At 65.3% G+C, this 12,679-nt stretch carries 13 protein-coding genes; 6 read left to right on the top strand and 7 right to left on the bottom strand.

Annotated features, from left to right (window positions below):
• Window position 1 precedes the first annotated feature (1 nt).
• Window positions 2-724, top strand: coding sequence for a heme-copper oxidase subunit III family protein (locus tag BJA_RS18725; RefSeq protein WP_011086563.1), 723 nt, complete (start codon window positions 2-4; stop codon window positions 722-724).
• Window positions 725-733: 9 nt separating this feature from the next.
• Complete coding sequence (locus tag BJA_RS18720; protein WP_038966245.1) at window positions 734-1,126, top strand: cytochrome C oxidase subunit IV family protein; 393 nt, start codon at window positions 734-736, stop codon at window positions 1,124-1,126.
• A gap of 121 nt (window positions 1,127-1,247) precedes the next feature.
• Here the strand turns inward: BJA_RS18720 and BJA_RS18715 are convergent, their stop codons facing one another.
• From BJA_RS18715 to BJA_RS18705, 3 genes are all read right to left on the bottom strand, one after another.
• Window positions 1,248-3,005, bottom strand: a complete 1,758-nt coding sequence (locus tag BJA_RS18715; protein ID WP_011086561.1) for an NAD+ synthase — start codon at window positions 3,003-3,005, stop codon at window positions 1,248-1,250.
• 105 nt (window positions 3,006-3,110) lie between these two features.
• A complete protein-coding gene (locus BJA_RS18710; RefSeq protein WP_027544511.1) occupies window positions 3,111-3,464 on the bottom strand; it encodes a diacylglycerol kinase in 354 nt (117 codons plus the stop codon).
• Between the two features lie 4 nt (window positions 3,465-3,468).
• Window positions 3,469-4,857: a class II 3-deoxy-7-phosphoheptulonate synthase gene (locus BJA_RS18705; protein ID WP_011086559.1), complete on the bottom strand. Its 1,389-nt coding sequence runs from the start codon at window positions 4,855-4,857 to the stop codon at window positions 3,469-3,471.
• A 181-nt stretch (window positions 4,858-5,038) separates the two neighbouring features.
• On the opposite strand from BJA_RS18705, the gene BJA_RS18700 reads away from it, so the two are divergent.
• Entirely contained in the window at window positions 5,039-5,935 is an 897-nt protein-coding gene (locus BJA_RS18700; RefSeq protein WP_011086558.1) for an alpha/beta hydrolase family protein, read from the top strand.
• Between the two features lie 4 nt (window positions 5,936-5,939).
• On the opposite strand, the gene BJA_RS18695 is transcribed toward BJA_RS18700, so the two are convergent.
• Together BJA_RS18695 and BJA_RS18690 are read right to left on the bottom strand one after the other, a co-directional pair.
• Window positions 5,940-6,203 carry a hypothetical protein gene (locus tag BJA_RS18695; protein WP_038966250.1) on the bottom strand — a complete coding sequence of 88 codons (264 nt, stop codon included), beginning with the start codon at window positions 6,201-6,203 and terminating at the stop codon, window positions 5,940-5,942.
• Between the two features lie 201 nt (window positions 6,204-6,404).
• Window positions 6,405-7,889: an aldehyde dehydrogenase family protein gene (locus BJA_RS18690; RefSeq protein WP_038966249.1), complete on the bottom strand. Its 1,485-nt coding sequence runs from the start codon at window positions 7,887-7,889 to the stop codon at window positions 6,405-6,407.
• 114 nt (window positions 7,890-8,003) lie between these two features.
• Between BJA_RS18690 and BJA_RS18685 the strand changes: the two genes are divergently transcribed.
• Entirely contained in the window at window positions 8,004-9,086 is a 1,083-nt protein-coding gene (locus BJA_RS18685; RefSeq protein WP_011086556.1) for a substrate-binding domain-containing protein, read from the top strand.
• Window positions 9,087-9,137: 51 nt separating this feature from the next.
• Here BJA_RS18685 and BJA_RS18680 read toward each other — a convergent pair whose 3' ends face one another.
• Entirely contained in the window at window positions 9,138-9,716 is a 579-nt protein-coding gene (locus tag BJA_RS18680; RefSeq protein WP_038966244.1) for a hypothetical protein, read from the bottom strand.
• A gap of 162 nt (window positions 9,717-9,878) precedes the next feature.
• Here BJA_RS18680 and BJA_RS18675 point away from each other — a divergent pair, with 162 nt between their 5' ends.
• Together BJA_RS18675 and BJA_RS18670 are read left to right on the top strand one after the other, a co-directional pair.
• Entirely contained in the window at window positions 9,879-10,817 is a 939-nt protein-coding gene (locus BJA_RS18675) for a LysR substrate-binding domain-containing protein (RefSeq protein ID WP_011086554.1), read from the top strand.
• Between the two features lie 172 nt (window positions 10,818-10,989).
• On the top strand, window positions 10,990-11,958 hold the full coding sequence (locus BJA_RS18670; RefSeq protein ID WP_038966243.1) for an AraC family transcriptional regulator: 969 nt from the start codon (window positions 10,990-10,992) through the stop codon (window positions 11,956-11,958).
• A gap of 99 nt (window positions 11,959-12,057) precedes the next feature.
• Here BJA_RS18670 and BJA_RS18665 read toward each other — a convergent pair whose 3' ends face one another.
• The gene (locus BJA_RS18665) at window positions 12,058-12,639 is read right to left on the bottom strand and encodes a TIGR00645 family protein (RefSeq protein ID WP_011086552.1); all 582 of its coding nucleotides are present in this window, start codon (window positions 12,637-12,639) and stop codon (window positions 12,058-12,060) included.
• Between the last annotated feature and the right edge of the window lie 40 nt (window positions 12,640-12,679).

Below are 12,679 nucleotides of genomic sequence, written 5' to 3'. Positions count from 1 at the left end.
GATGGCCGAGACCGCGCTGAGAGACACCGGACAAGTGCCTGCCCGGCTTGAAGGCTGGCAAGGTATCTCCGCCGACTGGGCGTCGGATCAGCGCGCCTTCAAGAACGTGTCCTGGGGCAAGGCCATGATGTGGATCTTCCTCCTCAGCGACACCTTCATCTTCAGTTGCTTCCTGCTGTCCTACATGACCGCACGGATGTCGACGACCGTGCCGTGGCCCAATCCCAGCGAAGTCTTTGCCCTCAATATCGGGGGCAAGCACATCCCCCTCATCCTGATCGCCATCATGACCTTCATCCTGATCAGCAGCAGCGGGACGATGGCGATGGCCGTCAATTTCGGCTACCGCAGGGATCGCGTCAGGACCGCGATCCTGATGCTGGCCACGGCGGCTTTCGGCGCAACCTTCGTCAGCATGCAGGCCTTCGAATGGACCAAACTGATCATGGAGGGCGTCCGTCCCTGGGGCAATCCGTGGGGCGCGGCACAGTTCGGTTCGAGCTTCTTCATGATCACCGGCTTCCACGGGACCCATGTGACGATCGGCGTGATCTTCTTGATCGCGATCGCGCGCAAGGTCTGGCGGGGAGACTTTGATGTCGAAAGACGCGGCTTCTTCACGAGCCGGAAGGGTTACTACGAGATCGTCGAGATCACCGGCCTGTACTGGCACTTCGTCGACCTCGTATGGGTGTTCATCTTTGCCTTTTTCTACCTTTGGTGAGGTCGGCACATGACAAACGCCACGGTACACATGGAAGGACAGATCCAGCCTCATGTGCACGCCGCAGTCGCACCAGCGGCGGCTCACGCCAAGGGCCAGCAGCACCCGATCAAGCTCTATCTCGTGGTCTGGGCATGGCTGTTCGTTCTCAGCACCTGCTCCTACCTCGTCGATTATTTTGGGCTGCACGGCAGTCTCAGATGGTCGCTGATCCTGCTGTTCATGGTGTTGAAGGCTGGCCTCATCGTCGCCGTCTTCATGCACATGGCCTGGGAGCGGCTGGCCTTGGCCTATGCCATCCTGCTGCCGCCGGTTCTGGTGCTGGTATTCGTGGCGATCATGGTGCTCGAGTCCGAATACACGCACTTGCTTCGGGTGCTGTTCTTCGCAACACCGTCGTAGCGCTCATGTGAGTTCGCACCTCGCTCCACTGTCATGCCCCGCCACCGGGTCTCGCCTCCGGCGAGCCCAATGACAGGCTCCAGCGGGGCATCCAGTATTCCGCGGCAGGAGTCGGCTTCCACTACCCCTCAAACGCGTCCGCAGATCTGCCGTTGTCGCGCGAGACCAACGTGTCGTCCGGCGCGGGCAGCGGCTCGCCCTTGTCGCGAAAACGGTTGGTGATGGGATAGCGGCGGTCGCGGCCGAAATTCCTGGGCGTGACCTTCACGCCGGGCGCGGCCTGGCGGCGCTTGTATTCGGCGACGTTGAGGAGATGGTCGATGCGGGTGACCGTCTCGCGGTCGAAGCCGGCGGCGATGATCTGGTCCAGCGGCTCCTCGCGTTCGACGAGGCGCTCGAGGATGGCATCGAGCACGTCGTAGGTCGGCAGCGAGTCCTGATCGGTCTGGTTCTCGCGCAATTCCGCCGTCGGCGGACGGGTGATGATATCAGGCGGAATGACCTCACCCGCGGGCCCGAGCCCGCCTTCAGGCCTCCAGCTGTTGCGTAAGGCGGCCAACCGGAACACCTGCGTCTTGTAGATGTCCTTGATCGGGTTGAAGCCGCCGTTCATGTCGCCATAGAGCGTGGCGTAGCCGACCGACATTTCCGACTTGTTGCCTGTCGTCACCACCATCAGGCCGGTCTTGTTGGAGATCGCCATCAAGAGGGTGCCGCGGGTGCGGGCCTGAAGGTTTTCCTCGGTGATATCAGGCGGCAGATTCTTGAAGATGCCGGACAGGATAGTCTCGAAGCCGGTCACGGCTTCTGCGATCGGCAGGACCTCGTAGCGAATGCCGAGATGGCCCGCGAGCTCGCCGGCGTCCGCGATCGAGCTTGCCGCCGTGTAGCGATAGGGCAGCATCACCCCATGCACCTGGTCGGCGCCGAGCGCGTCGACCGCGATCGCTGCGCAGAGCGCGGAATCGATGCCGCCGGAAATGCCGAGCAGCACGCCGGGAAAGCCGTTCTTGGCGACGTAGTCGCGCAGGCCCAGCACGCAGGCCGCGTAGTCGGCGTGGTCGCCTTCCGGCTGCGCGGCGATCGGCCCGGCGCAGCGCCAATCCTCGCCGTTACGCGTGAAGCGCAGCGTGGTGATGCTTTCCGCGAACGCCGGCAATTGCGCCGCGAGCGAGAGATCGCCGTTGAGCGCGAACGAGGCGCCGTCGAACACCAGCTCGTCCTGGCCGCAGACCTGGTTGAGATAGACCAGCGGCAGGCCGCTCTCGGTGACGCGCGCGACCGCGACCGACAGGCGCACGTCGTTCTTGTCGCGGGCGTAAGGCGAGCCGTTCGGCACCAGAATGATCTCCGCGCCGGTCTCGGCCAGCGTCTCGACCACGTTCTCGTAGTCCTCAGACTCATCCAGCCAGATGTCCTCGCAGATCGGCACGCCGATGCGCACGCCGCGTACCGTGACCGGCCCCGCGGCAGGCCCGCGCGCGAACAGCCGCTTCTCATCGAACACGCCGTAATTCGGCAGATTGCATTTGAAGCGCAAGCCAGCGATGCGGCCGCCGTCGAGCAGCGCGCAGGCATTGTAGAGCTTGCCGTCCTCGACCCAGGGCGTGCCGACGAGCATCGCCGGCCCGCCATCGGCTGTCTCGCGCGCGAGGCCTTCGATCGCGGCCCGGCAGGCGGCCTGGAAGGCCGGCTTCTGCACCAGGTCCTCCGGCGGATAGCCGGCGATGAACAATTCCGGAAACAGCACGAGATCGGCGCCATCGGCGGCCGCCCGCACGCGCGCGGCCCGCGCCCTGGCGGCATTGCCCTCGACGTCGCCCACGGTCGGATTGAGCTGAGCGAGCGTGACCGCGAATGCGTTGAGACGTTCGGTCATGGCCGCCCCCGTCCGATCCAATGGCTAGAGCGTGATCCGGAAAAGTGTGGAACGGTTTTCCGAAGAGATCATGCTCAAACAACAACCTGAAGCGCGATGAGCGCTTCAGACGAAACCCAACCGCTCGACGATGGCAAAGATCCAGAACGCTCCGGCCATCAGCAGCGCGACGCCGACGGCCGCCGAGCCCATGTCCTTGACCTGCCCGATCTGCTTGTCGTGATCCAGGGTCAGGCGATCGGCGAGCTTTTCCACCGCGGTGTTGAGCAGCTCGACCACCAGCACGAACGCCACAGCACAGACCAGCTCGACCGCGCGCATCGCGGTCGCGCCGATGAACCAGGCCAGCGGCAGCGACAGCAGGAGCGCAAAGATCTCCTCGCGAACCGCCTGCTCAGATCGAAGTGCAAAGGCCAGACCGTTGCGCGAATTGATCGTGGCCTTCCAGATCCGCAGCAAGGTCTTAGAGCCCCGCGGCGACCGGCATCGGCCTGGCCTTGCCGGCGCGTTCCTGCTTGAGCAGTTCGGCGACCAGGAAAGCCATGTCGATGGACTGCTCGGCATTGAGGCGCGGGTCGCAGACCGTGTGATAGCGGTCGTTGAGATCCTCGTCCGTGATCGCGCGGGCGCCGCCGAGGCATTCGGTGACGTCCTGGCCGGTCATCTCCAGATGCACGCCGCCGGCATGGGTGCCTTCGGCGGCGTGGATCGCGAAGAACGACTTCACCTCGGACAGGATGCGGTCGAACGGCCGCGTCTTGTAGCCCGACGTCGAGGTGATGGTGTTGCCGTGCATGGGATCGCACGACCAGACCACCACCCTGCCCTCGCGCTTCACGGCGCGGATCATGTTCGGCAGGTGCTCGCCGACCTTGTCGGAGCCGAAGCGGCCGATCAGCGTCAGCCGGCCCGGCTCGTTGTCGGGGTTGAGCACGTCGATCAGCTTCAGCAATTCGTCGGGCTTGAGCGACGGGCCGCACTTCAGCCCGATCGGATTCTTGATGCCGCGGAAATATTCGATATGGCCGTGGTCGAGCTGGCGGGTGCGATCGCCGATCCAGATCATGTGGCCCGATGTCGCGTACCAGTCGCCGGTGGTGGAATCGATGCGGGTCATGGCCTGCTCGTAGCCGAGCAGCAGCGCTTCGTGGCTGGTGTAGAAATCGGTCGCGCGCAGCTCCGGATGGCTCTCCAGATCGAGGCCGCAGGCGCGCATGAAGTTGAGCGCGTCCGAGATGCGGTCGGCCAGCTCCTTGTAGCGGCGGGACTGCGGCGAGTCCTTGAGGAAGCCGAGCATCCACTCATGCACGCTGCCGAGATTGGCGTAGCCACCGGTAGCGAAGGCGCGAAGCAGGTTCAGCGTCGCCGCCGACTGGCGATAGGCCATCAGTTGGCGCTGCGGATCCGGCACACGCGCTTCCTTGGTGAAAGCGATGTCGTTGACGATGTCGCCACGATAGCTCGGCAACTCGACGCCGCCCACCTTTTCGGTCGGCGAGGAGCGCGGCTTGGCGAACTGGCCAGCGATGCGGCCGACCTTCACCACGGGCACTGCGCCGGCATAGGTCAGCACCACCGCCATCTGGAGCAGCACGCGGAAGAAGTCGCGGATGTTGTTGGCGCCGTGCTCGGCAAAGCTCTCGGCGCAGTCGCCGCCCTGGAGCAGGAAGGCCTCGCCCGCCGCAACGCGGCCCAAGGCCTTCTTCAGATTGCGCGCCTCGCCCGCGAACACCAGCGGCGGAAAAGTCGCAAGCTGCGCCTCGACGTCGGCCAAAGCCTTGGCGTCGGGATAATCGGGCACCTGTAGCACCGGCTTGCTGCGCCAGGACTCGGGCGTCCACCGCTCGGACATCGCAATCTCTCCGTGAAGCAAAAAGCACAACCTGATCTGTGGGTTGCGAGGGCCGCCTTATACACAGGCTGGCTCCCGGCCGCCAGTTGTAAATCCATTCCGCACTGCAAACCCTTGCAGGGAAAGCCAAATTCGCATTTGCTTGGGAAGGCTAAGGAAACTGGCAGGACACCGGCGGCCCATGGACGCGGCGCGCGACGACGTTTTCATCGACGAGATCAGCTTCCCGGCGACCGACGGGTATGCGCTGAGCGGCACCCTGTTCCTGCCGCGCGCCGCCAAGCGCCATGCCGTCCTGATCAATTCGGCCACCGCCGTCCCGCGAAAAATCTATCGCGGCTTTGCCTCCTACCTCGCCCATCGCGGCTGCGCGGTGCTGACCTACGACTATCGCGGCATCGGCGGCTCCCGGCTGCCGGCAATGGTCGGCTACAACCAGCCGAAATCACTTGTCGGCTTCAAGGCCTCGATGTCGGACTGGGCGGCGCTCGACGTCACCGCCGCGGTGAGCTGGATGCGCGAGCGCTACAACACGCTGCCGCTCGCCTATATCGGCCACTCCTTCGGCGGCCAGGCGCTCGGGCTGATCGCGAACAACACCGACATCTCGCGCGCCGCGTTCGTCGCCTCGCAGGCGGCGACCTGGCGGCTGATGACCTCGCCGGAGAAATACCGCGTCTTCGCCTTCATGAACCTCATTGGCGTGCCGCTCGCCCACGCGTTCGGCTACGCGCCGGGCTGGGCCGGCATTGGCGAGGATTTGCCCAAGGGCGTGTTCCTGCAATGGGCCAACTGGGTCTCGAGCCCGCGCTATCTCTTCGATTCAAAACTGCCCGCGCTGGAGAACTTCGCAAAATTCAAGGGCGAGTTGCGCGCGCTGTGCTTCTCCGACGATCCCTGGGCGACGCGGCCCGCGGTCGAGTTGCTCACAGGCGGATTCACGGCGATCAAGCCGGAGGTGTTGACGGTGAAGCCGTCCGACATCGGGGCCAAGGGAATAGGCCATTTCGGCTTCTTCCGCCCCGAACACCGCGACACGCTGTGGCGCGGCGTGGCGGAATGGATCCAGGGCGAGTGAGCCGTTACCGAATGATCGTCGTCAGCGACGAGTAGCGCCTGTTCGGCCTGGCTTCACCCGGCGCGAACTGCGCGAAGGCATCGCTGACGCGGACGGCCGGCGGCGTATCGCCGGCGAAGCGGAATTCCTTTGGCCGCGGCGCGTAGAAGCTGGCGCTGTAATAGGCGTCGTCGAAGCGCGCCTCGCCGACCCCGAACACTGCGTCGCAGACGAACAGGAGCGCGTAGACTCCCGCGACCGCAGCGACGATCTCCTTGAGAATTGACATGCTGATGCCCTGCCCTTTTGCGGACAGGATGCGCATTGGTTCCAAAGCTCAGGTTTAAGGCGCCGTGCTTCTTGTTCGCAGGGTTTGCCGCCGCTGAGCGGGATGCAGACAATTTTATCGATCTCGAAAAAGAGAGCCCGCCTGACCGAACGATCAGGCGGGCTCCAGGCTTGGCCGCTCGGGAGGTATCAGACGGCCAAATCAGACGGCTAAGTTCATCCACACCGCCTTCGGCTCGGTGAAATTGTCGAGCGCGGCGGTACCGTGCTCGCGACCGAGGCCGGAGTCGCGTTCGCCGCCCCAGGGCAGGCGCACGTCGGTATAGCCATAGGTGTTCATCCAGACCGTGCCTGCGCGCGCCCGCTTGGCAAAACGCTGGAGCTTGCCGATGTCGCGGCTCCAGACGCCGGCGGCGAGGCTGTAGGCGGTGCCGTTGGCGATCCGCAAGGCATCGGCCTCATCCCTGAACTTGATGATGCTGACGACGGGACCGAAGATTTCCTCCTGCGAGATCCGCATCTCGTGTTCGACATTCGCGAACACCGCGGGGCTGATGAAGTAGCCGCGCTCGCCGACCCGCGTCCCGCCGGTGACAAGGCTCGCCCCCTCCTTCTGGCCGATATCGACATAGTCGAGGATCGACTTCATCTGCTTCTCGGAGATGACAGGCCCGAGCGCGGTCTTGCGGTCGAGCGGATCGCCGATCTTCAGCGATTTTGCGCGTGCAGCGAGACGCTCGACGACTTCGTCATAGGCCTTCTCCTGCACTAGCACGCGGGAGCCGGCCGAGCACACCTGGCCGGCGTTGAAGAAGATGCCGGAGGCCGCGGCTTTCGAGGCTGCTTCGAGATCGGCATCGTCGAAGATGACATTGGCCGATTTGCCGCCGAGCTCGAGCGAGACGCGCTTGAAATTGCCGGCCGCGCCTTTCATGATTCCACGACCCACGCCCGGCGAACCGGTGAAGGTGACCTTGTCGACGTCAGGGTGATTGACCAGCGCGTCGCCGACGACGCGGCCGGGGCCCGTGACGACGTTGAAGACGCCTGCCGGCAGGCCGGCCTGAAGCGCGAGTTCGGCGATGCGCAGCGCCGACAGCGAGGTCAGCTCGGCCGGCTTCATCACGATCGTGCAGCCGCAGGCCAGCGCCGGCGCCAGCTTCCACATCCCGATCATCAGCGGGAAATTCCACGGCACGATGGCCGCGACCACGCCGACCGGCTCGCGCACGGTGTAGGTCAGGGCATCGTCACGCACCGGCACGACGTCGCCGCTGATCTTGTCGGCCCAGCCGGCGTAGTAGATCAGCGTGTCGACGGCAGCCGGGAAGTCCTGGCGCAGCGTCGCGGAGATCGGCTTGCCGGCATCGATCGACTCGAGCTCGATGATTTCTTCGGCGTTTGCCTTGAGCAGCTCGGCCCAGCGCAGCAGGATCTGGCCGCGCTCGGAGGCGCGCATCGTGCGCCACGGGCCCTCGAACGCCCGGCGCGCGGCCGCTACCGCATGGTCGACATCGGCCTCGTTGCCTTCGGCGACCGTGGCGATGACCTGCCCGGTCGCCGGATTGAGCGATTTGAAGGTGCGGCCGGAGCTCGCGGGGACGCGGCGGCCGTCGATGAGCAGATGCTGCGGCCGGGCCATGAACTCGCTGGCTGGCGAATGCGCAAAGTCATATGCAACTGACATCATATTTCCTCCTATTCTGGTATGCCAGATTAGGACGGAGATTGCCGCAGTAAATATGATATCGTGTGCCTATGGCTCACTCACCATATGAACTTCACTTCATAAGGTTGTTTCATGCTCCAGATCGAGATCGAGGCAGTTTGGCGGTTTCGCCAGGAGGGCAGTCCGCGCACGGCGGTGGTCATGCTCGGCGTTCTCAACGAAATCCGGAAGACCGGTAAGATCACGAGCGCGGCCGCCGACGCGCACCTCTCCTACCGGCATGTCTGGAATCTGATCGAGCAATGGTCGGAGTTCTTCGGCACGCCGCTGGTCGAGACCCAGCGCGGCAAGGGCTCCAGGCTCACGCCGTTCGGCGAGCGGCTGGTATGGGCGGGCGAACGCATGCAGGCCCGGCTCGGGCCGCAGCTGGAAAACCTGGCACAGGAGCTGGCAAGCGAGATCAAGCCGTTCCTCGAGCAGCGCCCCTCGGTGATCCGCGTGCACGCCAGCCACGGCTTTGCGGTGGCGAAGCTGCGCGAATTCCTCGACCGCGAGCCCGGCATCGGCGTCGACCTGCGCTATGTCAGCAACCAGCATTCGCTGGTCTCGCTGGCGCAGGGCGCCTGCGATCTCTCCGGCCTGCATCTGCCGCACGGCGCATTGCGGGCGCAAGGCATCAAGGCGGCGCGCGAGTGGCTCGATCCGCGCGAGGACCGCGTCATCAGCTTCGTCACGCGCGAGATGGGGCTGATGGTCGCGCGCGGCAATCCGCTTGGCATCGAAACGATCGAGGACCTGACCAGGCCAAAGGTCCGCTTCGTCAACCGCGACCATGATTCCGGCACGCGCCTTCTGTTCGACCAGTTGCTCGCCGCACACAGCATCGACGAAAGCCGCATCAACGGCGCGCAGCAGATCGAGTTCACCCACGCCGCGGTCGCCGCCTATGTCGCGAGCGGCATGGCGGATGCGAGTTTCGGCGTCGAGGCGGCCGCTCGCCACTTCGGCCTCGATTTCATTCGCATCGTGACCGAGGATTACTTCTTCGTCTGCAAACGCGCCTTCCTCGACACCGAGCCGATGCAGCGCATCCTCGATATCATGCGCAGCGCCGATTTTCGTGCCGCCGTCGCCAGCCTGCCCGGTTACGTCCCGTCCGACACCGGTGCGGTCACCGGCGTGAAGGCGTTTCTGGAGATGCACGCCGTGCGCTGATGAACGGCCGAGGCTCGCCCTTACCCTGGCGGACTGCCGCTACGCGCCCGGTCAAACGACCGGCTCGTCCTTGAGCGCCGACACCACCTGCTCGCCGCGGTCGGTCAGGCGATAGGTCACAAGCGGACGGCTCGACGGCGGCTTGCGGTCGATCTCGACGATGTAGCCGCGCACCATCAGCGCTTCGAAACTGCCGTAGTAGCCGAACATGCTGATCTGGTTCTGCTTGAGCAGCTTGAACTCGCGCAGGAGACGGATCTCGTTGCCCGAGAGCAGCGAGCGGCGGACGCGCTGCACGAACCGCGCGCGCTGCTCGAACCACGCCTCGTCGGGCAGTTCGTGCGAGGCCGGCGCCGGGTCGCGCTCGCAGGGGCGCGCCTCCGTCGCGACATCGGCCATGACCGGCGGAAGGCACGGCATGCTGCCGACGACCGCATCCTTGGCGACATCGAGCAATGCGATCGGCCAGCGCCGCTTATTGTCCACCATGACCGGCGGCGGCACGACGCTGTCGCGCACCAATTGCTCGAAACGGCCGGCGGTCACGCCGACATAGGCGGCCGCCCGACGGCGATCGACCAGACGGGTGTCCGGCTCGTGCTCCAGCTCGCAAGCGATGTTCTCGTTCACCCCGAAATCCCCTTGCGCGTCGTTGCGCAGGCCCGGCGGCCCTCTTTGGGACCCGGCCGAACCGGCGGCGAACCTAGGGGGGACCAGCGCTCTCGAAAAGCAGAGAATTTCGTACATGTTGATGCCGTTTCGGCAACGGCTATAGTTCGTGCCGGGGGACCCATGCGATTTCACTCACCGGCCATCCAGTACTTCCACGCCGTCCGCCGCACCGGCTCGATCCGGGCCGCGGCGCGCGTCCTGAACGTTGCCTCCTCGGCGGTCAGCCGCCAGATTCTCAAGCTCGAGCAAGAGGTTGGATCCCCCCTGTTCGAGCGCACTGCGCGCGGCCTGACGCTGACGACGGTCGGCGAGATGCTGGCCCGGCATGTCATGAACGTGCTCCAGGACCTCGACCGCTTCCGCTCGGACGTCGCGTCCCTGTCCGGCAACTGGCGCGGCACCGTCAGCATCGCCTGCATCGAGTCGCTGACGGAATCGGTGCTGCCGGACCTGATCGCCTCGCACCGCGGCCGCGCCCGCCGCGTCAGCTTCACCACCGAGGTGAAGGGATCGTCGGACGTGCTCGAGGCCCTGAGCCGCGGCGAGGCCGACATCGGCATCGCCATGGCGCTCCGCCATCCGCCGGACCTGCGCCAGGTCGCCTTGAAGCGGTTCCGCCTCGGCGCAGTGGTATCGCGCGAGCATCCGCTGGCGCGCCGCAAGACAGTGACGCTGGAGCAATGCCTCGCCTTCCCCGTCATCAATGCGCTGCCGGAGCTGTCGATCTATCATCTGCTCCAGCCGCTGATCGCACAGCTCTCCGAGACGCCGGAGCCGGCGATCCAGGCCAATTCGATCGACCTGATGCGCGAGCTTGCCGCACGCGGCGTCGGCGTCGCCTTCCAGACCCAGCTTGGCATCGGCCGGCTGTCGCGCGAGAGCCAGCTCGTCTTCCTGCCGCTCGACAATGCCGGCAGCCCGGTCTGGTCCGACCTCGGCATCTATGTTCGCGCCGAGCGCACCCTGCCCGCCTACACCGAGTCCTTTCTCCAGGAACTGGTGCGCGAACTGGGCGAGCGCGAGCGGCGCGAGAACGCGGCCTATCCGCAGACGGCGTGACATCTCCGCGCCGCCGGCAAGCCGGAGCAGCTTGGAGGCGACCGCACGCCCCGTGGTCTTGCGGACTTGCCTGAAGCACGGTTGCTCCGGCAACATTTCCGGCCGATGTCGCGCGCGCGAGGTCGAGGACGCGCCGGCACACGCCGAACGCCTGAGATCACTGGGACCCGAGATGCCGGTACGTTGGCTCAAGCCGTCGCGAGTCCTGGGCATCGAGCGCTACAGCGACTTCGAGTCCTTTCGTCCGAGCGAGGTGCTGGGCGGCGGCATCAGCACACCGCTCGAGCCGCGCGAGTTCTCGCTGCACCGCGCCATCCTGCCGCTCCAGGATGGTCTGTTCGTGCTCCAGCGGACCTTCGCCCGGCGCCTTCAGGCCAACATCGGCACCGATCACGGCGTCGGCCTCGTCATCCCGCTCGCCTGTCATTTCACCGCCAACGGCCGCGAGATCGACAATTCGATGATCGGAATCGTGCGCGGCAAGGTCCCCACCGAGGCGGTCGAGCATCACGCCAACACCTATCTGATGCTGCGCTTCAACTCCGACATGCGCCATCGCGGCTGGGCGGACTACGAGACCGGGCTCGAATTCACGCGTCTCGACGACGACACGATGGCGGGCCTGCGCGCCGCGATCCTCGACATGTTCTGCCTGGCCTCACGCTGCAATGATCCCAGGCAATTCGAAGCCATCGACCGGCCGATCCAGGAAAGGCTTCTCGAAGGCCTCGATGCCGCCCTTGCCCCCGTCGACGCGCAAGACCGCCGGCGCGGATCGTTCGACAAGCATCGCAAGCTGGTCGCGCGGCTGGACGAGGCGGCCACGCTGTCCGGCGGCATCCCGCTCTACAGCGGCGACCTCGCAAATGCGCTCGGCGTCTCCGTTCGCACGCTCCAGAGCGCGACACAGGCGGTGCATGGCGTCAGCCTGCATCACCATCTCAGGCTGAAGCGGCTGTGGTCGACCCGCACGCAGCTCCTGACCGGAGGTGACGGAATGACCGTGAAGGCCGCGGCGCTCGCGAACGGCTTCTGGCACATGGGCGAATTCTCGAAACTCTACAGGACGACGTTCGGCGAGATGCCGTCCGGGACGCTGGCGCAGGCCCGCGATTTTGCGGACGACAGTCCGCACCTCTGAGGTTTCTCCGGTCAAATCGCGCGATCGCGAGCAGCTCGCTCCGCGCAAGCGAAACCGCCTCGCCGCCCCTCGCCGACCTCGATCTCGCCAGCCAGGCGCTCAGCCGTGACCCGCTTGCTTGCGGTGTCCGCTCTCGCTCAGGCGATCGACCCAGGCAATGCCGATCGCCGAGATGATGAAGGTCAGGTGGATCAGCACCTGCCACATCACGCCGGTCTCGGTGAAATTGCTGCGCGTGGTTCCGAGATTTCCGGCCTCAATGAAGGTCCGAAGCAGCGAGATCGAGGAGATGCCGATGATCGCCATCGCAAGCTTGATCTTGAGCACGCTGGCGTTGACGTGACTGAGCCATTCCGGTTCGTCGGGATGGCCGCTCAGGTTCAGCCGCGAGACGAAGGTCTCGTAGCCGCCGACGATAACCATCACCAGCAGGTTCGAGATCATGACGACGTCGATCAGTCCGAGCACGACCAGCATGATCTGCTGTTCGCTGGCGTCAAAGGAGTGCACGACCAGGTGCCAGAGCTCCTTGAGGAACAGCAGCACGTAGACGCCCTGTGCGATGATGAGGCCGACATAGAGCGGCACCTGCAGCCAGCGCGAGCCAAAGATCAGCTGGGCGAACGGGCCGATTTGCGGCAGCGAAGGCGCGGCCGAAGGTGCTTTGGGTTCAGAAATCATTGATCACTCCGGAGTGCAGGCAAGAGATGTCGCCCAAGAG

It is taken from the genome of Bradyrhizobium diazoefficiens USDA 110 (assembly GCF_000011365.1).
GTDB lineage: Bacteria > Pseudomonadota > Alphaproteobacteria > Rhizobiales > Xanthobacteraceae > Bradyrhizobium > Bradyrhizobium diazoefficiens.
This window is presented reverse-complemented; position numbering and strand designations above follow the sequence as displayed.

What these genes read in the sequence shown, in the direction of transcription:
- BJA_RS18695 (WP_038966250.1), bottom strand. Translation starts at nt 6,203, where the DNA reads ATGTCAATTCTCAAGGAGATCGTCGCTGCGGTCGCGGGAGTCTACGCG.
- BJA_RS18675 (WP_011086554.1), top strand. Translation starts at nt 9,879, where the DNA reads ATGCGATTTCACTCACCGGCCATCCAGTACTTCCACGCCGTCCGCCGC.
- BJA_RS18685 (WP_011086556.1), top strand. Translation starts at nt 8,004, where the DNA reads ATGCTCCAGATCGAGATCGAGGCAGTTTGGCGGTTTCGCCAGGAGGGC.
- BJA_RS18725 (WP_011086563.1), top strand. Translation starts at nt 2, where the DNA reads ATGGCCGAGACCGCGCTGAGAGACACCGGACAAGTGCCTGCCCGGCTT.
- BJA_RS18700 (WP_011086558.1), top strand. Translation starts at nt 5,039, where the DNA reads ATGGACGCGGCGCGCGACGACGTTTTCATCGACGAGATCAGCTTCCCG.
- BJA_RS18670 (WP_038966243.1), top strand. Translation starts at nt 10,990, where the DNA reads ATGCCGGTACGTTGGCTCAAGCCGTCGCGAGTCCTGGGCATCGAGCGC.
- BJA_RS18705 (WP_011086559.1), bottom strand. Translation starts at nt 4,857, where the DNA reads ATGTCCGAGCGGTGGACGCCCGAGTCCTGGCGCAGCAAGCCGGTGCTA.
- BJA_RS18690 (WP_038966249.1), bottom strand. Translation starts at nt 7,889, where the DNA reads ATGTCAGTTGCATATGACTTTGCGCATTCGCCAGCCAGCGAGTTCATG.
- BJA_RS18715 (WP_011086561.1), bottom strand. Translation starts at nt 3,005, where the DNA reads ATGACCGAACGTCTCAACGCATTCGCGGTCACGCTCGCTCAGCTCAAT.
- BJA_RS18665 (WP_011086552.1), bottom strand. Translation starts at nt 12,639, where the DNA reads ATGATTTCTGAACCCAAAGCACCTTCGGCCGCGCCTTCGCTGCCGCAA.
- BJA_RS18720 (WP_038966245.1), top strand. Translation starts at nt 734, where the DNA reads ATGACAAACGCCACGGTACACATGGAAGGACAGATCCAGCCTCATGTG.